This is a genomic window from Halomonas sp. V046, from assembly GCF_052645355.1.
Genome location: NZ_JBQXYF010000002.1, coordinates 159423 through 178070, shown reverse-complemented (window position 1 = coordinate 178070; position 18648 = coordinate 159423). Strand labels below are relative to the sequence as shown.

The following is an 18648-nucleotide window of genomic DNA, read 5'->3' as shown; positions in this document are numbered from 1 at the left end:
ACCCAAGCAACAAGAGGAAAAGTACATGCACAAGACGCTGGTTCTGGGCTTCTCTCTCGTTATCTGCTCCCTGCTGTCCAGCCCGTTTGTTTGCAACCAGGCCATGGCCCAGGAATCCACCCCGTCAGTGAGCTTTATCACCCTAGGAACCGGCGGCGGCCCTGTCATCAGGCAGCAACGAATGGAGCCAGCCAACGCGGTGCTGATCGACGGCAAGGCGTACCTCTTCGACACCGGTTCAGGTACCGAGCGGCAGATGGTCAAGGCTGGCATCTCGATGACAGACGTCGAGGCCATCTTCCTTTCGCATCACCATATCGACCACAACGCCGACCTTGGCCAGTTGATCTCCAGTCGTTGGCTTTTCAACCACTCAAGGCCACTGCCGATCATCGGCCCCCACGGCACGGTCGACATGGTTAACCACCTGGTTCAGGCCTTCCACCCTACCGCGATGGCGCCCATCGGCAAGACATCGCCTGAGCAGACGGTAAAGTTGGCAGACACCGTCAGCGCGAGTGATCTCCCCATGGAGATGAATACAGCTACCGAAGTCTACCGGGATGATCGGATCCGGGTTCTTGCCATCACCAACGATCACTACCACTTCCCCGAGCACAGCGCAGAAGCGGAATACGCTCGTTCCTATGCCTTCCGCATCGAGACGCCAGAACGAAGCTATGTGTATACCGGTGATACCGGCCCCTCCGAAAACGTGATCGCCCTCGCAGAAGGTGCCGATGTGCTGGTCAGTGAAGTGATTGACCTGGAACGCATGGAGCATGTCCTGCGTTCCGCTGGGGACCTTCCCGCTCAGGCTCTACCCGCCATGCTCCAGCATATGCAACAAAACCATCTCACCCCTGAGGAGGTCGGCAATATCGCTGTAGCTGCGAATGTCGGCGAAGTGGTGCTAACCCATATTGTTCCGGGTATGGACAACGAGACGGGCCTGGACAGCTACACCAATGGCGTCAGCAATGTGTTTGATGGTCCGGTTAGCCTGGCCCGAGACCTCGACTGCTATTGAGCGATCAACGGCCAGAATTTCGGTGGCTCCCGAGGTCGTTCCCTCGTTCACCTCCCCTTCCCGACGACGGAGAACGTCATGCTGAAAGAAGACAAGACCATCATTGATCTCGCCGTTAGCCTCACCGCTGGCATCGCCTCAGATCCTCCGGGCCTAGGTCCGCAGATCGACTACATAGACCATGACCAGGGCGCGAGGGAGTTCGAAGAGATCTTCGGCATTCCCGTGGACCAGCAACTAGAAGGCAAAGGCGCTGCTGTTGAGCGCTGTGTGATGAGCACTCACACAGGCACCCATATGGATGCCCCCTGGCATTATCACCCCACCATGGATGGTGGAAAGCGCGCCATGACCATTGATGAAGTCCCTCTTGAGTGGTGCGTGGGCCCAGGCGTCAAGCTCGACTTTCGGGCACTACCCGACGGTCACCTGGTCACAGCTGTCGAAGTGGAGGCCGAGCTGCAACGCATCGGGCACCATCTGACATCGGGTGACATCGTGCTGATCAATACACGTGCCGGAGAACGCTATGGCGAGGATGACTATGTTGCCTCTGGCTGCGGGATGGGTCGCGAAGCCACGCTGTACCTCACGCGGCATGGGGTGAAGGTGGCGGGCACCGATGCCTGGAGCTGGGATCCGCCACTGGCCACCCAAGTAGCACGTGTTCACGAGAGTGGAAACCCATCGCTGTTCTGGGAAGGCCACAAGGCCGGTGCCGACACCGTGTTCTGCCATATGGAAAAGCTCGCCAACCTGAATCAGCTACCGGATACAGGCTTCGACGTCATATGCCTGCCGGTCAAGATCGCACGAGCATCGGCCGGCTGGTGCCGCCCTATCGCCCTAGTTCCCGCACAATAACAGGAGATCAGCATGCGCTTTGCCACGCTACCCAATGGACATCCGGATGGACGACTACATCTGGTCTGTCGGCGCAACCGCGCTGCCGTGCCAACGCAAGCCGTTGCGACACTGCTGGAGGCTCTCGAGCACTGGGACGATGTTGCCCCACTTCTCGAACGCCAGTATCGACTGTTGAACGCCGGTTGTTCGGTTGACAGTGTCGCCTTCGAGGCCGATCGCGCCATGGCTCCTCTACCGCGCGCCTGGCAATGGCTGGATGCCTCCGCCTTCGATAGCCATGGCCAGCTCATGGAGCAGGCCTTCAAGCTTCAGGCACGCCATGCACTGGGAAGACCGTTGATGTACCAGGGTGTATCCGACCGCTTTCAGGGGCCTACCGAGCCATCTCCGTTCCCGTCAGAGGAGGATAATATCGACTTCGAGGGCGAGTTCGCGGTCATTACCGGTCCGGTGGAAATGGGCCGTGATGCGCAGTCCTGCGCCACAGCTACCCGCCTGGTAGTGCAGGTCAATGACTGGAGCCTACGCTATCTCGGCCCGATCGAAATGAAGACCGGCTTCGGTATGCTGCAATGCAAACCCAGGTGCTCCATGGCACCCGTGGCATTGACACCGGATGAACTGGGCGACGCTTGGCGAGACAGTCGCGTCGACCTGGCACTCGATGTTTCCGTCAATGGCGCCCACTTCGGGCACCCCAATGGCCATGCCATGTCGGTGGGATTCCACGAATTGATCGCCCACGCCGCCTACTCAAGAGATTTGCCAGCCGGCACAGTCATCGGATCTGGCACCATCTCCAATGCCGACTTTCGCCGAGTTGGTTCCGCGTGCATTGCCGAACGACGCGCCATGGAAATCGCAGACACTGGCCTGGCCAGCACTCCTTTCCTGAGCTTTGGCGACGAAGTGCGAATGGAGTGCCGCCTGGCGGACGACTCCCCGTTGTTCGGCGCCATCCTGCAACAGGTCGTTCCCGTCGCCAATCGCTGAACCGACAGTGTCTCCTCTTATCTGCTGACGAGGGCTTCGTAAACACCATCACCCGACCCGAAGCTCATAACAGCGAACCTTTGACAACAACAACCGAGGGTGTCATGAAAACAGAACACCAGCCGCTTATCAAAAAGGAAATGATCACCGCTGCCGCCATCAGCGCCAGCATTAGTGTGTGCTTTGTGTTTGCGATCTTCGCGGGCTCCCCCCAAATTTCGCTGTGGGGCGCGGGAGGCGCCGCCATCGACTTTCTCCCTCAAACCTTCATGTTCTCTCTGATGAGCGCTCTGGTACCCGCACTCCTGCTACGAAAAAAGCTGGCACGCAAGCAGTTCTACGCGGTGGCCGGTAGAACTTGGTACTTCCCTCAACAACCGGTGCTACGTAGTTTTTTGATAGCACTCGTAGCCACCGCTGTAGGAAGTTTGGCGGCAACGACAGCACTGTTTCTTATCTCCGGGGATACCATAGCGTTCGCGGTACTACTGATCACCAAAACCGCTTACGGTGCAATCATTGCAGCGTTTGTCGCGAGACTGAGTGTGAAAATCACCATTGCTCATGCCTGGAACGAGGCCTCGGCCAGTCCAAAAGTCCCCCATCCTTCAGCGGAGTGACAACCCACCTTCAGTAGAATGACAATCAAGAAAGGCTACCCCAGAGCGTGCTCATCGTCTTCTGGGGTGGAAAAGAAATCGTTATGCAACATGGTCGCCAACAGGTGTCAATGTCTTATTTCCTTGGAACAAGTTCCGATGATTCCGAAAACCAACTTTTCGACGACCTTTCACGGAGATGAGAACGATTACCCACAACCTTCTAGACCAATAATAATGCCACGACCAACCTTCCAACTAAAAACTTATCGTTAATATATTATTCCTGCTTTCCAAGAAAAAAACACGGCGAAACCCGGATGCTGTGGTCTCACTGACTCGCGTCTGCGGCGGTATCGAAGTAGATGACCATTCTCAGGTGGCGATGCTCATCGACGATAAGCGTCTCGTGGTCGAACTCTCGGCGCTCGCCGTTCTCATCGAGCAGCGTGCCAAGGCCGAAGCAGTCCTTGCCGAGCCCGGGCATGTCCCACCAGCGGCGCCAGTCGGGCGATAGCCGAGACAGGTCGTCGATCAGCCGGCGTATCTCCGGGTCGTCGGGGGTCGCGGCCATGGTGCAGCGAAACTGCGCCAGCAGCCGAAACGCATCATCCCGCCACTCGGGAAGCCGGCGGCGCAGCGACGGGCTCGAGAACACCATCCTCATCAGGTTGCGGTCTTGGGCCGCCTGAGCCGAGACGTCGAACAGTGCATCGGCGGCGGCGTTCCAGGCGATCAGGTCCCAGCGCAGGTTGATGACGTAGGCCGGACGCGTCATGTCGTCCATCAGCTCCTGTACGCGCGGGGGAATGGACTGCCACCGATAGACATCGACGGGTGGCGGGCGCCGGTGGGCCAGCAGGAACAAGTGGCAGCAGTCGGCATCATCGAGCTTCAGGGCCCGAGCGACGTTGAGCAGGAACGCCTCCGAGACATTGATCTCCCGGCCCTGCTCGAACCAGGTGTACCAGGTCAAGCCGACCCCGGCGAGCGTGGCCACTTCCTCGCGCCGGAGCCCTGGGGTTCGCCGCCTGGTCGTCGAGGGCAGCCCCACATCGGCCGGGGTGAGCTGATGGCGATGCTGGACCAGGAAGTCGCTCAGTTCGCCGCGCGATCGTGTCAGGCTCTTCTCCACCACGGTGATATTCCCCTGCCGGGTAACACTGGTAATAGGATAACTGGCTATATTGTACCCGGATAATGCGAGTCGGAGTATGTCGCCATCACTCGGAGAAAACAGGCGACGATATGACGACTCCATGCACTTCTCAGGCGATGGCCGAGGCGCCGGTCTCGCGCGGGTACCCAGCGCCGTCAACGGCGACGCGCAAGACCTGGCTCGGCCTGGCCGTGCTGGCACTTCCCACGATGCTGCTCGGCCTCGATGTCACCATCCTCTACCTCGCGCTGCCGGCTCTGGCCATGGACCTGCAGCCCAGTGCCACCCAGGCGCTGTGGATCATGGACGTCTACGGCTTCATGATCGCTGGTTTTCTGATCACCATGGGCACCCTCGGTGATCGTATCGGTCGGCGGCGCCTGCTGATGATGGGCATGCTGGCCTTCGGTGCGACCTCGATCATGGCGGCCTACGCCACCAGCGCCGACATGCTGCTTATCGCTCGTGCCCTGCTCGGCATTGCCGGGGCCACCCTGATGCCTTCGACGCTATCCTTGATCACCAACCTGTTCGCGAACGCCCATCAGCGCGCGCTCGCCATCGGCATCTGGGCCACGTCCTTCGCCCTGGGCATGGCGGCCGGGCCGGTGCTGGGCGGCTGGCTGCTCAACCAGTTCTGGTGGGGCGCGCCCTTTCTGATTGCCGTTCCCATCACCGGGCTGCTGCTGGTGACAGCACCCCTGCTGCTGCCGGAGTACCGCTCGCACCACGCAGGCCGGCTGGATCTGGTCAGCGTCCTTCTGTCGCTCGGCGCCGTGCTGCCGACGGTGTACGGGCTGAAGGCCATGGCCAAGGTGGGCCCAGCGGTGATGCCCGCACTGGCCATCGGCCTGGGCATCGCGATGGCCATCGTCTTCATCCGTCGCCAGCGCCGCCTCCCGCAGCCGTTGATAGACCTGAGCCTGTTCGACAGCCGCACCTTTCGTGTCGCGCTGCTGGTCTTGATGCTGGGCCTGATCGCCGTGGCCGGCATGATGCTGCTCGTGACCCAGTACCTGCAGTTGGTCGCCGGGCTGACGCCGCTGCGAGCGGGGCTGTGGATGGGGCTGCCGGCGCTGATGATGGTCGCCGCCGGCGTCATCTCTCCCCTCGTCGCCCGCCGTATTCGACCGGGCTACGTGGTCGCGGGCGTGCTGCTGCTGTCGACCCTGGGTTACCTGCTGCTGGCCTTGGTGGACACCTCGCCGTCCGCCCTCTGGTGGGCCGTGGCCGGCTTTTCCCTGGTGTACATGGGCTTGGGCACGCTCGCCGCGCTCGGCACCGAGCTGGTCATCGGGACGGCGCCGGTCGCGAAGGCAGGGGCCGCGTCGGCGCTGTCGGAAATGGTTCAGGAACTCGGCGTTGCCCTCGGCATCGCCTTGATGGGTAGCCTGGCGACGCTCATCTACCGCCAGCAGATCGCCGCGGACATCCCTGGTGACCTTTGCGCGCAACACGCCAGTGCGATCGAGCAGGGCCTATGGAAGACGGCAACGCTGGCGCATGAGCTACCGACGACGCTGGTGACCGCCTCCCAGCAGAGCTTTGCCGCGGGCTTGAACGTGGCAGCGGCAGTCAGCGGCGCCCTGGTGCTGATGCTCGCCCTGCTCGCGACGATTTACCTGCGCGATGTGCCGGCGCTTGGCGAAGAAGCACTTGGCAAGGAGGCGCTTGGCAAAGAAACGCTTGGCGAAGAGTAGCCGCACTTGCCCCCGCGATGGCAGGCCCCCGCAATGGCAGGTGCCCACGCCATCGCGGGCCTTGGGCTGCCAGCAAGGCTCGCTTTCCGGGCATCGAGCGAAACGCGGCCCCGTGCCTTGGGCACTACCCGGCCCAGTGCCTTGGGCGCCACCCGACGCGAGCGCAGCACCGCCAACGTCGATGCAGCGCCCTGGCGGGAGAAGCCCCCTTTACTTGCCCAACTCGGCTATGCTGGTGCGCGCCACCTCGTCGCTTGCAGGAAAGGGATTTTCGTCGATGCCGTCGATCTATCAGCTCAAACCGCGCTTTCAGGCTCTGCTTCGCCCCCTGGTCACACGGATGTACCGGCGTGGCATCAGCGCCAACCAGGTTACCTTGGCGGCGGGTATCGTCTCCGTCATCCTCGGCGCCGTGCTCGCGCTGTTCTCGCTCCAGCTCTGGCTGTTCGCCCTGGTGCCCTTGTGGATGCTGCTGCGCATGGCGCTGAACGCCATCGACGGCATGCTGGCCCGAGAGTTCGGTCAGCAGTCGCGGCTCGGCGCCTACCTGAATGAGCTCTGCGACGTTATCGCCGATAGCGCCCTGTTCCTGCCCTTCGCCTTGCTGCCGGGCGTTAGCCCGTCCCTGGTCGTGATCGTCGTGTTGCTGGCGCTGGTGTCGGAGTACGCCGGGGTGCTCGGGCCGATGGTATCGGCCACCCGGCGCTACGATGGGCCCATGGGCAAGAGCGACCGCGCCTTGGTGTTTGGTGTTCTCGGCGCCGGGGTCGCCAGCGGTCTGCTGCCGCTTGCCTGGATCGATATCGTGCTGCTGCTGATCGCCGCGCTTTCGATCCTGACCACCGTCAACCGCATCAAGCAGGGATTGGCCGAAGGTGGAGTGGACACCGCCAGCCCGCCCTCGAAGCAAGGACGCACCGATGCCTGATATCGAAGACGGCGCCCCCAACGGCGGCGAGGGCAACGCCCTCAGCAGCGCCCCCAGCAGCGCCGAAAGACGCCCCCAGGGCCGAGCCCAGCAAGGCACCTTCACCACCCACGATGGCGTCGAGCTGTTCTATCGCCACTGGCCGGCCGCCGACAGCGAGCGGCGCGCCACCGCTACCCCGCGCCGGGCCATCGTGCTGTTCCACCGCGGCCACGAGCACGGCGAGCGTATGGCCCATCTGGTCGAGGAACTGGGCCTGGATGAGTTCGATTTCTTCGCCTGGGACGCCCGCGGCCACGGCCACTCGCCGGGTGCCCGGGGCGACAGCCCGAGCTTTTCGGCCAGCGTGCGCGATGTGCAGACCTTCATCGACCATATCGGGACTGCCCACGCCATCGCCGAGCCGAATATCTCGGTCATCGCCCAGAGCGTCGGGGCCGTGATCGTCGCCACCTGGGCCCACGACTATGCCCCGCAGATTCGCTCGATGGTGCTGGCCTCGCCGGCCTTCAAGGTCAAGCTCTATGTGCCCTTCGCCCGTACCGGGCTCAGGCTGTTGCGGGCGCTGCGCGGCAACTTTTTCGTCTCGAGCTACGTCAAGGCGAGATACCTCAGCCACGACCCAGAGCGCGTTCGCTCCTTTGACGCCGATCCGCTGATCACCCGGGATATCTCGGTCAACATGCTGCTGGGGCTGTACGACGCGGCCAAGCGCGTGGTGGCCGACGCCAACGCCATCCAGGTGCCCACCCAGCTCTTGATCTCCGGCGCCGATTTCGTGGTCCACCGTAAACCCCAGGAGCAGTTTCACGCTCGCCTGGCCAGCCTCGACAAGGAAAAGCACATCCTGCCGGGGTTGTTCCACGATACCCTCGGCGAGAAGGACCGCGGCCCGGCGCTGATGCGCGTTCGCCGCTTCATCCGACACAGCTTCGATGCGCCGCCTGCGCGGCCTTCACTGCTCGACGCCGACCGCTTCGGCGACACCTGCGCAGAGTCCGACGCCCTCGCCACCCCACTGCCAAGGCGCTCGCTGGCGGCGATCTACTGGCGCGTCACCCGGGCCTGCCTGACATGGGCGAGTGCCCGCTCCGACGGCGTGAAGCTTGGCGTCGACACCGGCTTCGATTCCGGCAGCACCCTCGACTATGTCTATCGCAACACGCCCGCCGGAAGCTCTCGCCTCGGGCGCCTGATCGACCAGAACTATCTGAACTCGATCGGCTGGCGCGGCATTCGCCAGCGCAAGGTGCACGTCGAGGAACTGCTGGGCCTCGGCATCGCCAGGCTGCGCGACGAAGGCAACGAGGTGCGTATCGTCGATATCGCCGCGGGCCATGGCCGCTACATTCTCGAGGCGGTCGAGCGCGCCTCGCCCAGGCCCGAGGCGGTCCTGCTGCGCGACTACAGCGACATCAACGTGCGCGACGGCGCAGCGCTGATCGAGGCCAAGGGGCTTGGCGACATTGCCCGCTTCGTCAAGGGCGATGCCTTCGATCGCGAGGACCTGGCACGCCTTGACGTCACGCCGACCCTCGCGGTGGTCTCCGGGCTCTACGAGCTCTTCGGCGACAACGCCATGGTCGGCGCTTCCCTGGCCGGGCTCGCCGACGCCATCGCGCCGGGCGGCTACCTGGTCTACACCGGCCAACCGTGGCATCCGCAACTTAAGCTGATCGCCCGGGCACTGACCAGCCATCGCGACGGTGAGCCCTGGGTCATGCGCCGCCGCACCCAGGCGGAGATGGATCAGCTGGTCGTGGCGGCGGGCTTTCGCAAGCTGACCCAGCGCACCGACGAGTGGGGCATCTTCAGCGTCTGCCTGGCGCAGCGAGTCAACTGATGGCGGCCGACTTGCTACCCTCCCGCGGCGGGCTGATGTGGCGCAGGCTCGCCTGGCTTGCGCTGCTCGCTCCGCTGTTTTTCATAAGCTACAACTTCGCCAACGGCTACACCGCCCAGCGCGACGATGTGGGCAGCCTGGTCTTCGCCTGGGAGACGCTGATTCCGCTGTGGCCCTGGACCATCGTCCCGTACTGGTCCATCGACCTGCTCTACGGCCTGTCGTTTCTGCTCCCGACGAGCCGCCGCGAGCTCGACCGCCACGCACTGCGCCTGGTGAGCGCACAGCTCGTGTGCGTCGCCGGCTTTTTGCTGTGGCCCTTGCAGTTCACCTTCGAGCGCCCCGAACTCGGCGGGGTGTTCGGCGCCATGTTCGATGTGCTGATGGGCTTCGACAAGCCCTACAACCAGGCGCCATCGCTGCATATCACCCTGCTGATCGTGCTCTGGGCATGTTTCGCCGCTCACCTGCGTGGCCGCTGGCGCTGGCTGCTGCACGGCTGGTTTACACTGATCGGGCTATCGGTGCTGACCACCTGGCAGCACCACTTCATCGACCTGCCCACCGGCGTGTTGGCCGGCTGGCTGTGTGTCTGGCTTTGGCCCAGCAACGCCCCCGCGCCCTGGCGCCATTGGCGCCTGCACGGAGACGCCAAGCGCTTGCGCCTGGCGCTACGCTACGCGGCCGGTAGCGCCGCAACGCTGGCGGTGGCGATCGTGTTCTCGGGCGGGTGGCTGTGGCTATGGTGGCCTTCGCTATCGCTGGCCCTGGTCGCCCTGAACTATGCAGTCCTCGGACCACAGGGCTTCCAGAAGCAGGCCAATGGGCGACTGAGCACCGCGGCCACCTGGCTGTACGCCCCGTACCTGGCGCTCGCCTGGCTGAATTCACGCGCCTGGACGCGCCGCCATCCCCAGGCCGACGAGGTCTGCGAGGGCGTCTTTCTCGGGCGCCTTCCGAGCCGGCGGGAGCAGGCCGGCTTCGAGGCGATCGTCGACCTGTCCGCCGAGCTGCCGGTGCATGTTCGCACGCCGGGCTACCGAGCGCTGCCGGTGCTGGACCTGACGGCGCCAAGCGCCGAGACCTGCCTGGCGGCGGCTCAGGCCATCGACGCGCTGCGGGTGTCGTCACCGGGACCGCTGTTGGTGTGTTGCGCCCTCGGCTATTCGCGCAGTGCGACCGCCGTGGCCGCCTGGCTGCTTTACACCGGACGCTGCGCCAGCGCTGCCCAGGCCTTTGCCCAGATTCGCAGCGCGCGGCCCCAGGTCGTTCTGCACGAGGCGCAGAAACAAGCCCTGGACGCCATGCCGCAACGGCCACCCTCCTGTGACACTCAAGGCCACGCCGATGCCCGCCAACGCCGCTCTTGAACTGTGCGCCGCCCTGCTGCGCCGAGGCCGAATGATCGACCACGGCTCCAGCGCCCTGACGCTGCTCGCGGTCCTGGTGGGGCTCTCACCACTGTTCGGGGCGCCACTGTTCGGGGCACCGCTGTTCGGGGCACCGCTGTTCGGGGCACCGCTGTTCGGGGCCACCGCCAGCATCACCCAGGCGCTGGTTTGCGCTCTGGTCATCGCCCTGGGGCTGGCCGAGAAGGTCTGGGCCGCGCGGGTGGCGGTGGATGCGGAGCTCTTCACCTGGATGAGCGAACACGCCGATCGGCTAGCGGAGCACACGGTCGAGCTAGATGAGGCGCTGGCATCGCTGGGGCTGACGTCGCCGGAGGCTAGCCCCCGGCCCTGGTCACAAAGACGCCGAGGCGCCCTTGCGCTGTTGCGCCGCCAACTGCTGTGCATGGCAGGCCAGTGCCTGGTGGTGATGGCGGTCATCCTGGGGCTGCCGTGGCTGGCGACGGCGCCTTGAGCCTGACACCCCGGCGTACCGGGCACTAGATCAGCCCGCGAGTATCACCCCGGGGCACCACCACCCGACCCCGGCCGCCGCGCCTGCCGGTGCCAGCGAGCGGGGAACATGACAGCAGCACGAGGCTCACTGCTCCCCCCTTTCACTCCTCACCCTGGGAGGCAAGACCAGGCGCGTCTACTTACAGACGTGCACCAGTTGGGGGTTGGTGTACTCGAGCAGTCCTTCTTCGCCGAATTCGACACCGAAACCAGACATCTTGTGGCCGCCGAAGGGACAATGGGGCAGCACTTCACCGTGGCCATTGATCCAGGCGGTGCCGCATTCCAGGCGCTGGGCGAGCGCCCGAGCGCGCGTCAGATCCTTGCCCCACACCGAGCCCCCGAGGCCATTGGGGTTGTCGTTGGCCATGCGCAAGGCGTCCTCGACGTCGGCGTAGGGGATGACCGGCAGTACCGGGCCAAACTGTTCTTCATCGACCAGGCGCACGCCATTGGACAGCCCGGCGACGATCGTCGGGGGGTAGAAGTAGCCGGAGCCGTTGAGACGGGCGCCGCCGCAGAGCACCTTCGCGCCCTGTTGGCGAGCGTCTTCCACCAACGCCTCTACCAGCGCCAACTGCTCCGGGTTCTGCACCGGACCGAAGGTCACACCGGCCTCCAGGCCCGGACCGATCTTCTGCTCTCGGGCGATCTGCGCCAGCCGCTCGCACAGGTCGTCATATTGGCTTTCATGCACGTACAGGCGCTTTAACGCCGCGCAGGTCTGGCCCATGTTGAGAAAGGCGCTCTGGAACAGCTTGGGCGCCACCACCGCCGGGTCGGCGTCTGGCAGCACGATACCGGCATCGTTGCCCCCCAGCTCCAGGGTCAGGCGCTTCAAGTTGTCGGCGGCGGCCCGCATGATGTCCTGCCCGGTGGGCGTGGAGCCGGTGAACACGACCTTCTGAACCCCGGGGTTGGCGGTGATGGCACGTCCCGTGCCCCCTTCGCCGGTGACGCAATTGGCCACACCAGGTGGCACGACCTCATTGATCAACTCGACCAGGCGCAGGGTGTTGAAGGGCGTCAGCGACGACGGCTTGATCACCACCGTGTTGCCGCTGCGTAGCGCCGGCATGATGTGCCACACCGCGATCATCAGCGGCCAGTTCCAGGGCGTGATGGACCCCACCACTCCCACCGGGCGGTGATGCAACTCGATCAGCTTGTGCGCGGTATCCTCGATCACCTTGACCGGTATCGCCAACGCGGCCGTGGCCCGGGTCCAGGCGACGGCCGCGCCGACCTCGAAGCGCGCCAGGTCCAGCGGTTTACCCTGTTCCAGGGTGACCAGCGTCGCCAACTCTTCGCTATTGGCCTCGATCTTCTCGGCGATCGCCTCGAGCATGGCCTGGCGCTCGCCATCGGCCAGGTGCTGCCAACTGCGGAAAGCCACCCCGGCCGCAGCCACGGCTTGATTGACCTGGTCCGGGGTCGCCGCCGGACACTCGGCAAAAGACTCGCCGGTGGCCGGGTTGATGACGGCGAAGGTGCCGCGATCGCCGGGGACCGACTGGCCTCCGATCGAGAGGGAGAAGGAGCGTTCCATGGATGAGCCTCACGTGGAAACCGGGTGGGTAGCGATGACGTCACGCGCGTACCGAACGCACGGGGCGGCTTGGCTAAGCAGACCGTCGAGCCAGGCGGCCGAGACCTGAGACGGGCGACGCTCGACCTGCCGCCGATGCCTGACGATGGCGATGCCCGACGATGGCGATGCTTGACGATGGCGATGCTTGACGATGGCCACCGCTGGCAAGCCAGGCGGGTCGAGCACCAATGCCCCTCAGCCTAGGGCATCGATGTAAACCTGTTACCCGAAGTTTGTGCGGCTTTGTCGAGTGATATGACCAGTTGTAACGGCCCATGGCACGCCACTCAATTAGTCTCCCTTGAAACCAAATAAACGGATCAAACCTCCTAGACTTAAGTATAAAGTTGTAACAACTTGCTGTTTTTCAATTCCAAATCCGAAAAATTATGCGATCTCGCCTTGATCTCGGTCAAGACGGGCTGGACTTTTAGTTTCACAAGAAACTATTCTCGGTTCAGCAGGCTCGCCCTCCCCCGGTGGGCCCCACGACCATGATGCTCCGGAGGACCCATGACCAAGCAGTTCGCCTCTCACGCCGATACCGAAGAAAAGCAGGTCAGCTTCGTCAAGCTCGGCGACGGCCTATACGCCTACACCGCCGAGGGTGACCCCAACACCGGCGTGATCATCGGTGACGACAGCGTCATGGTCATCGACACCCAGGCCACGCCGATCATGGCCCAGGATGTCATCCGCCGGATCCGCGAAATCACCGACAAGCCGATCAAGCACGTGGTCATGAGCCACTATCACGCCGTGCGTGTGCTCGGCGCCTCGGCCTACAACGCCGAGCATATCTACGCCAGTCGCCATACCTACGAGCTGATCAAGGAGCGCGGCCAGCAGGACTACGAGTCCGAGGTCGGCCGCTTCCCGCGCCTGTTCCAGGGCGTCGATTCCGTGCCCGGCCTGACCTGGCCGACCATCGTCTTCGAAACCAGGCTGACCCTGTTCATGGGCGAGCGCGAGGTCCAGCTGATTCACGTTGGGCGCGGCCACACCAAGGGCGACACCATCGTCTGGCTGCCCAAGGAAAAGGTCATGTTCGCCGGCGATCTGGTCGAGTTCGGTGCGACACCCTACACCGGCGATGCCTACCACGAGCACTGGCCCACCACCCTCGATGCGCTGCTCGAATTCGACCCGCAGAAGCTGGTCCCGGGTCGCGGTGAGGCGCTTCAGAGCCCGCAGGAATGCCGCTCGGCCATCGAGGGCACGCGCAGCTTTCTGGCCGACATGTACGGCTCGGTGAAGGCCGGCAAGGCCGCCGGCAAGTCGCTCTCCGAGTGCTACGCCGAGACCTACGCCACGCTCAAGCCCAAGTACGGCCACTGGGTGATTTTTGACCACTGCCTGCCCTTCGACATCACCCGCTGCTATGACGAGGCCGGTGGGGAACACCCGGACCCGCGCATCTGGACCGCACAGCGCGACAACGAGATGTGGCATTCGCTGCAGGACGTCGTCAGCACCCAGTAACGCGCCTCGCCAGCCGTCCGCCTCGGTGCCACGCAGTCAGCCGCACCTCGGCGGACAGGGAGTCTTTTGCATGTCCAATACGTACAAAAATCCCGTGTATCCCTATCATCGTGCACCGGAGCTCGGCGCTGCCGACGTCCGCCATTGCCCGGTGGTGATCGTCGGCGGCGGGCCCAGCGGCCTGGCGGCGGCGGTGGATCTGGCCCAGCAAGGCGTGGCCAGCATCCTGCTCGATGACAACAACACCGTCAGCGTCGGGTCCCGGGCCATCTGTTTCGCCAAGCGTACCCTGGAGGTCATGGACCGCCTGGGCTGCGCCCAGCCGATGCTCGACAAGGGCGTCACCTGGCAGCTCGGCAAGGTGTTCTTCCACGAGCGCCAGGTCTACGAGTTCAACCTGCTGCCGGAGCAAGGCCACCGGGTGCCGGCCTTTATCAACCTGCAGCAGTATTACTTCGAGGAATACCTGGTCGATCGCGCCCGGGACCTCAACGACCACATCGACCTACGCTGGAAGCACAAGGTCAGCGCGGTGGAGAGCTTCGACGACTCGACCCTGATCAGCGTCGAGACCGAGGACGGCGAGTACCAACTGCGCTGCGACCACCTGTTGGTCGCCGACGGTGCCAACTCGCGTATCCGCGACATGCTCGGCCTTGAGAGCCGCGGCCAGGTGTTTCAGGACCGCTTCCTGATCGCCGACGTGGTGATGAAGGCGGAGTTTCCCACCGAGCGCTGGTTCTGGTTCGACCCGCCCTTCCATCCCAACCAGTCGGTACTGCTGCACAAGCAGCCGGACAACGTCTGGCGCATCGACTTCCAGCTCGGCTGGGATGCCGACCCCGACGAAGAAAAGAAAGAACACAACATTCGCCCGCGGGTCCAGGCCATGCTCGGCGACGACGTGGAGTTCGAACTCGAGTGGGCCAGCGTCTACACCTTCCGTTGTCGCAAGATGGACAACTTCATCCATCGCCGGGTGCTGTTCATCGGCGATGCCGCCCATCAGGTGTCGCCCTTCGGTGCCCGTGGGGCCAATGGTGCCATCCAGAGCATCGAGAACCTGACCTGGAAGCTCGCCCGGGTGATCAAGGGCGAGGCGCCGCTTGCGTTGCTCGCGACCTACAACGACGAGCGCCAGCACGGCGCCAGCGAGAACCTCCTGAACTCGACTCGTTCGACGGATTTCATCACCCCCAAGAGCCGCGTCAGCCGCCTGTTCCGTGACACCACGCTTGAGCTGGCCGAAGCCTTCCCCTTCGCCCGCAGCCTGGTCAACAGCGGCCGCCTGTCGCTGCCGAGCCGCTACGACGACTCGCCGCTCAACGGCGATGACGACCCGACCCTGCCGGCGGCGCAAGCCCCGGGGGCAGTGGCCAAGGATGCCCCGATCCGCCTCTCGGGCACGCCTGGCTGGCTGCTCAACCGGCTCGGAAACCGCTTCGTGCTGATGATCAGTGGGTGCCAGAGCCAGCCGCTTGATGAGCTCGCCGGCGTGCTCGAACGCTGCGCCGACCTGGACCTGCTTATCGTCTCCTCCCCCGGCCAGCAAGCCCCACCGGCCCTGACGCGCCTGCCCCGCACGCGCGTCATCGAAGACAGCCAAGGCCTGGTCGCCGAGCGCTATGGCCTGGCCCGCGACGTCGGCTACCTGATCCGTCCCGACCAGCACATCAGCGCCCGCTGGCGTCGGATCGACACCGGTCGCGTCGAGGCCTGCATGAAGCGCGCCCTCGGTCACGAGCTCGCCGCCACTTACGCGTCGGGGTCAAACGAAGTCCGAGGCAGCGTCGCCCACTCGTCCGCCGACGCCAACGCCCAGGAGGTGCCGCGTGCCCGCGCTTGAACTCGCCCCGAATTTCAGCGATCCGGATCGCTTCTATGCCGGCCTCACCGACCTGCATCGCGACGTCAGCGAGAGCGACAGCGAGCGCATCAATGCCCGCCTGATCCTGTTGCTGGCCAACCATATCGGCGATGGCGAGGTACTCGCCGAGGCCCTCGCCATCGCCGGGCGTCTACCCGACACCTCGTCCCCCTCCTGCTGATCCGAGGACATCGACCATGACCCAACCGCTCGACTACCAGTGCGGGTTTCGCAACCACTTCGCCAGCGAGGCGCTGCCCGGCGCCCTGCCCGAGGGCCAGAATTCGCCCCAGCGCTGCGCCTATGGACTCTACGCCGAGCAAGTGACCGGCTCGGCTTTCACCGCTCCGCGCAGCCACAACCTGCGCGCCTGGCTGTATCGCATCCGCCCGTCGGTGGCCCAGAGCGCCTACCGTCCCCTCGACGAGATCGGTTTCGCCACCGCGCCGCTCGCCAGGCCCGCCGCCGACCCCAATCAGATGCGCTGGGACCCGGCGCCGCTGCCAGACGGCGCCACCGACTTCGTCGATGGCCTGACCACCATCGCCGTCAATGGCGATGCCGGCGCCCAGACCGGCTGCGGCGTGCACGTCTACGCCTTCAACCAGGACATGACCGAGCGCTTCTTCTACAACGCCGACGGCGAGATGCTGTTCGTGCCCCAGCTCGGCACCCTGCACCTGCGCACCGAGTTCGGTGACCTCGCCGTCGGCAATGGCGAGATCGCCGTGATTCCTCGCGGCATCAAGTTCCAGGTGCGTCTGGCCGACGGCAGCAAGGCCGCCCGGGGTTACATCTGCGAGAACTACGCCAGCCCGCTGGAACTGCCGGGGCTCGGCCCCATCGGCGCCAACGGCCTGGCCAACCCGCGCGACTTCCTGTCCCCGGTGGCGGCCTATGAGGACATCAGCGGGGACTTCGAGCTGGTGGCCAAATTCTCCGGGCGCCTGTGGGCCGCCCAGCTCGACCACTCGCCGCTGAACGTGGTCGCCTGGCACGGCAACTATGCGCCCTACAAGTACGACCTGGCGCACTTCAACACCATCAATACCGTCAGCTTCGACCACCCCGATCCCTCGATCTTCACCGTGCTGACCTCGCCCTCGGACACCGCAGGCATGGCCAACATCGACTTCGTGATCTTCCCGCCGCGCTGGATGGTGGCCGACAAGACCTTCCGCCCGCCCTACTTCCATCGCAACCTGATGAGCGAGTTCATGGGCCTGATCCACGGCGAATACGACGCCAAGGCCGACGGCTTTCTGCCCGGCGGCGCCAGCCTGCACAACTGCATGTCGCCCCACGGGCCCGATGCCAGCACCTTCGAGAAGGCCTCCAACGCCGACCTCAAGCCCCAGTACCAGGGTGCGACGCTGGCCTTCATGTTCGAGAGCCGCTACGTCTTTCAGCCGACCGAACAGGCACTTGCCGCCGATTTCCGTCAGCGCGACTACGTCGATGTGTGGCAGGGGCTGGACTCACACTTCGATCCCACTCGGCGCTAGCGCCACCGACAACACCACCAGAAACGCCACGACATCACGTCGAACACACCGATTCAGCAATAAGGATGACCCGAATGAAACTCGCCACCTACAAAAGCGGCCGCGACGGTGTACTGGTCGTTGTCTCCCGCGACCTGAGCCGGGCCATTCGCGTGCCCCAGATCGCCACCACGCTGCAGCAGGCGGTGGAGGCCTGGGACACGCTGGCGCCGAAACTCGACGAGGTCTACCAGGCCCTCAACGCCGGCACCCTCGAAGGCGCCTTCGCCCTCGACATGGACACCCTGCACTCGCCGCTGCCGCGCACCTACCACTGGGCAGATGGTTCGGCCTACCTGAACCACGTGCAGCTGGTACGCCAGGCGCGCAACGCCGAGATGCCCGAGACCTTCTGGACCGACCCGTTGATGTACCAGGGCGGTGGCGACAGCTTCATCGGCCCGTATGACGATATCGAGGCCGTCAGCGAGGAACACGGCATCGACTTCGAGGGCGAAATCGCGGTGATCACCGACGATGTGCCCATGGCGGTGACCCCCGAGCAGGCCGAGGGCCACATCAAGCTGGTCATGCTGGTCAACGACGTCAGCCTGCGCGGCCTGATTCCTGGCGAGCTGGCCAAGGGCTTCGGCTTCTTCCAGGCCAAGCCGGCCTCGAGCTTCTCGCCGATCTGCGTCACCCCGGACGAACTCGGTGAGGCCTGGAAGGAAGGCCGCGTGCACCTGCCACTGACCGTGCACCTGAACGGCGACAAGTTCGGCGAGCCCGAGGCCGGCCCGGACATGATCTTCACCTTCCCGCAGTTGGTGGCCCACGCCGCACGCACTCGCTATCTCGGCGCCGGCGCCGTGATCGGCTCTGGCACCGTGTCAAACCCGGACCCCAACGGCGGCCCCGGCAAGCCGGTGTCCGACGGCGGCGTCGGCTATAGCTGCCTGGCCGAGGTGCGCATGGTCGAGAAGATCCTCCACGGCGACAGCAAGACACCGTTCATGCGCTTCGGCGATCGGGTGCGCATCGAGATGTTCGACAAGAGCGGCAACAGCATCTTCGGCGCCATCGACCAGCAGGTGGTCAAGGCCTCGCCCAAGGGTAGCTAAAAGGCCCGATACGAGGACGGCGAATCAGCCTGACACCAGACGCGCCCCGGCGGCGCCCCAGCACCACTGCCCGCCGCCGG

At 64.6% G+C, this 18648-nt stretch carries 16 protein-coding genes; 14 read left to right on the top strand and 2 right to left on the bottom strand.

Going from position 1 to position 18648, the window contains the following annotated elements; translation table 11 throughout:
* Positions 1–25 precede the first annotated feature (25 nt).
* The 4 genes from ACUN9Y_RS03215 to ACUN9Y_RS03200 all read left to right on the top strand — a co-directional run bounded on the left by ACUN9Y_RS03215 (position 26) and on the right by ACUN9Y_RS03200 (position 3510).
* Complete coding sequence (locus ACUN9Y_RS03215; protein WP_445459238.1) at positions 26–1030, top strand: MBL fold metallo-hydrolase; 1005 nt, start codon at positions 26–28, stop codon at positions 1028–1030.
* A 78-nt stretch (positions 1031–1108) separates the two neighbouring features.
* Positions 1109–1894 (top strand): cyclase family protein, encoded by a 786-nt coding sequence (locus ACUN9Y_RS03210; RefSeq protein ID WP_445459237.1) that lies wholly within the window; start codon positions 1109–1111, stop codon positions 1892–1894.
* 12 nt (positions 1895–1906) lie between these two features.
* Entirely contained in the window at positions 1907–2890 is a 984-nt protein-coding gene (locus tag ACUN9Y_RS03205) for a fumarylacetoacetate hydrolase family protein (RefSeq protein ID WP_445459236.1), read from the top strand.
* Positions 2891–2994: 104 nt separating this feature from the next.
* On the top strand, positions 2995–3510 hold the full coding sequence (locus tag ACUN9Y_RS03200; RefSeq protein WP_445459235.1) for a hypothetical protein: 516 nt from the start codon (positions 2995–2997) through the stop codon (positions 3508–3510).
* 310 nt (positions 3511–3820) lie between these two features.
* On the opposite strand, the gene ACUN9Y_RS03195 is transcribed toward ACUN9Y_RS03200, so the two are convergent.
* Positions 3821–4627: a helix-turn-helix transcriptional regulator gene (locus ACUN9Y_RS03195; RefSeq protein WP_445459234.1), complete on the bottom strand. Its 807-nt coding sequence runs from the start codon at positions 4625–4627 to the stop codon at positions 3821–3823.
* Between the two features lie 110 nt (positions 4628–4737).
* Between ACUN9Y_RS03195 and ACUN9Y_RS03190 the strand changes: the two genes are divergently transcribed.
* From ACUN9Y_RS03190 to ACUN9Y_RS03170, 5 genes are all read left to right on the top strand, one after another.
* Positions 4738–6348 (top strand): MFS transporter, encoded by a 1611-nt coding sequence (locus ACUN9Y_RS03190; protein WP_445459233.1) that lies wholly within the window; start codon positions 4738–4740, stop codon positions 6346–6348.
* A gap of 277 nt (positions 6349–6625) precedes the next feature.
* Positions 6626–7276, top strand: a complete 651-nt coding sequence (locus ACUN9Y_RS03185) for a CDP-alcohol phosphatidyltransferase family protein (protein WP_445459232.1) — start codon at positions 6626–6628, stop codon at positions 7274–7276.
* Positions 7269–9119 (top strand): bifunctional alpha/beta hydrolase/class I SAM-dependent methyltransferase, encoded by a 1851-nt coding sequence (locus ACUN9Y_RS03180; RefSeq protein ID WP_445459231.1) that lies wholly within the window; start codon positions 7269–7271, stop codon positions 9117–9119. The genes ACUN9Y_RS03185 and ACUN9Y_RS03180 overlap by 8 nt, the downstream gene beginning before the upstream one ends.
* Entirely contained in the window at positions 9119–10489 is a 1371-nt protein-coding gene (locus ACUN9Y_RS03175) for a phosphatase PAP2/dual specificity phosphatase family protein (protein WP_445459230.1), read from the top strand. Before ACUN9Y_RS03180 ends, ACUN9Y_RS03175 begins: the two co-directional genes overlap by 1 nt.
* Complete coding sequence (locus tag ACUN9Y_RS03170) at positions 10467–10982, top strand: hypothetical protein (protein ID WP_445459229.1); 516 nt, start codon at positions 10467–10469, stop codon at positions 10980–10982. The genes ACUN9Y_RS03175 and ACUN9Y_RS03170 overlap by 23 nt, the downstream gene beginning before the upstream one ends.
* 177 nt (positions 10983–11159) lie before the next feature.
* On the opposite strand, the gene ACUN9Y_RS03165 is transcribed toward ACUN9Y_RS03170, so the two are convergent.
* On the bottom strand, positions 11160–12572 hold the full coding sequence (locus ACUN9Y_RS03165; protein ID WP_445459228.1) for an aldehyde dehydrogenase family protein: 1413 nt from the start codon (positions 12570–12572) through the stop codon (positions 11160–11162).
* A 555-nt stretch (positions 12573–13127) separates the two neighbouring features.
* On the opposite strand from ACUN9Y_RS03165, the gene ACUN9Y_RS03160 reads away from it, so the two are divergent.
* The 5 genes from ACUN9Y_RS03160 to ACUN9Y_RS03140 all read left to right on the top strand — a co-directional run bounded on the left by ACUN9Y_RS03160 (position 13128) and on the right by ACUN9Y_RS03140 (position 18568).
* Entirely contained in the window at positions 13128–14096 is a 969-nt protein-coding gene (locus ACUN9Y_RS03160; RefSeq protein ID WP_445459227.1) for an MBL fold metallo-hydrolase, read from the top strand.
* 70 nt (positions 14097–14166) lie between these two features.
* On the top strand, positions 14167–15942 hold the full coding sequence (locus tag ACUN9Y_RS03155; protein ID WP_445459226.1) for an FAD-dependent oxidoreductase: 1776 nt from the start codon (positions 14167–14169) through the stop codon (positions 15940–15942).
* Complete coding sequence (locus tag ACUN9Y_RS03150; RefSeq protein WP_445459225.1) at positions 15929–16144, top strand: DUF2783 domain-containing protein; 216 nt, start codon at positions 15929–15931, stop codon at positions 16142–16144. The genes ACUN9Y_RS03155 and ACUN9Y_RS03150 overlap by 14 nt, the downstream gene beginning before the upstream one ends.
* A 16-nt stretch (positions 16145–16160) precedes the next feature.
* Positions 16161–17468, top strand: coding sequence for a homogentisate 1,2-dioxygenase (hmgA, locus tag ACUN9Y_RS03145; RefSeq protein ID WP_445459224.1), 1308 nt, complete (start codon positions 16161–16163; stop codon positions 17466–17468).
* A gap of 74 nt (positions 17469–17542) precedes the next feature.
* Positions 17543–18568: a fumarylacetoacetate hydrolase family protein gene (locus ACUN9Y_RS03140; protein WP_445459223.1), complete on the top strand. Its 1026-nt coding sequence runs from the start codon at positions 17543–17545 to the stop codon at positions 18566–18568.
* The last annotated feature ends 80 nt before the right edge of the window (positions 18569–18648 follow it).

What these genes read in the sequence shown, in the direction of transcription:
- ACUN9Y_RS03215 (WP_445459238.1), top strand. Translation starts at nt 26, where the DNA reads ATGCACAAGACGCTGGTTCTGGGCTTCTCTCTCGTTATCTGCTCCCTG.
- ACUN9Y_RS03210 (WP_445459237.1), top strand. Translation starts at nt 1,109, where the DNA reads ATGCTGAAAGAAGACAAGACCATCATTGATCTCGCCGTTAGCCTCACC.
- ACUN9Y_RS03205 (WP_445459236.1), top strand. Translation starts at nt 1,907, where the DNA reads ATGCGCTTTGCCACGCTACCCAATGGACATCCGGATGGACGACTACAT.
- ACUN9Y_RS03200 (WP_445459235.1), top strand. Translation starts at nt 2,995, where the DNA reads ATGAAAACAGAACACCAGCCGCTTATCAAAAAGGAAATGATCACCGCT.
- ACUN9Y_RS03190 (WP_445459233.1), top strand. Translation starts at nt 4,738, where the DNA reads ATGACGACTCCATGCACTTCTCAGGCGATGGCCGAGGCGCCGGTCTCG.
- ACUN9Y_RS03185 (WP_445459232.1), top strand. Translation starts at nt 6,626, where the DNA reads ATGCCGTCGATCTATCAGCTCAAACCGCGCTTTCAGGCTCTGCTTCGC.
- ACUN9Y_RS03180 (WP_445459231.1), top strand. Translation starts at nt 7,269, where the DNA reads ATGCCTGATATCGAAGACGGCGCCCCCAACGGCGGCGAGGGCAACGCC.
- ACUN9Y_RS03175 (WP_445459230.1), top strand. Translation starts at nt 9,119, where the DNA reads ATGGCGGCCGACTTGCTACCCTCCCGCGGCGGGCTGATGTGGCGCAGG.
- ACUN9Y_RS03170 (WP_445459229.1), top strand. Translation starts at nt 10,467, where the DNA reads ATGCCCGCCAACGCCGCTCTTGAACTGTGCGCCGCCCTGCTGCGCCGA.
- ACUN9Y_RS03165 (WP_445459228.1), bottom strand. Translation starts at nt 12,572, where the DNA reads ATGGAACGCTCCTTCTCCCTCTCGATCGGAGGCCAGTCGGTCCCCGGC.
- ACUN9Y_RS03160 (WP_445459227.1), top strand. Translation starts at nt 13,128, where the DNA reads ATGACCAAGCAGTTCGCCTCTCACGCCGATACCGAAGAAAAGCAGGTC.
- ACUN9Y_RS03155 (WP_445459226.1), top strand. Translation starts at nt 14,167, where the DNA reads ATGTCCAATACGTACAAAAATCCCGTGTATCCCTATCATCGTGCACCG.
- hmgA (WP_445459224.1), top strand. Translation starts at nt 16,161, where the DNA reads ATGACCCAACCGCTCGACTACCAGTGCGGGTTTCGCAACCACTTCGCC.
- ACUN9Y_RS03140 (WP_445459223.1), top strand. Translation starts at nt 17,543, where the DNA reads ATGAAACTCGCCACCTACAAAAGCGGCCGCGACGGTGTACTGGTCGTT.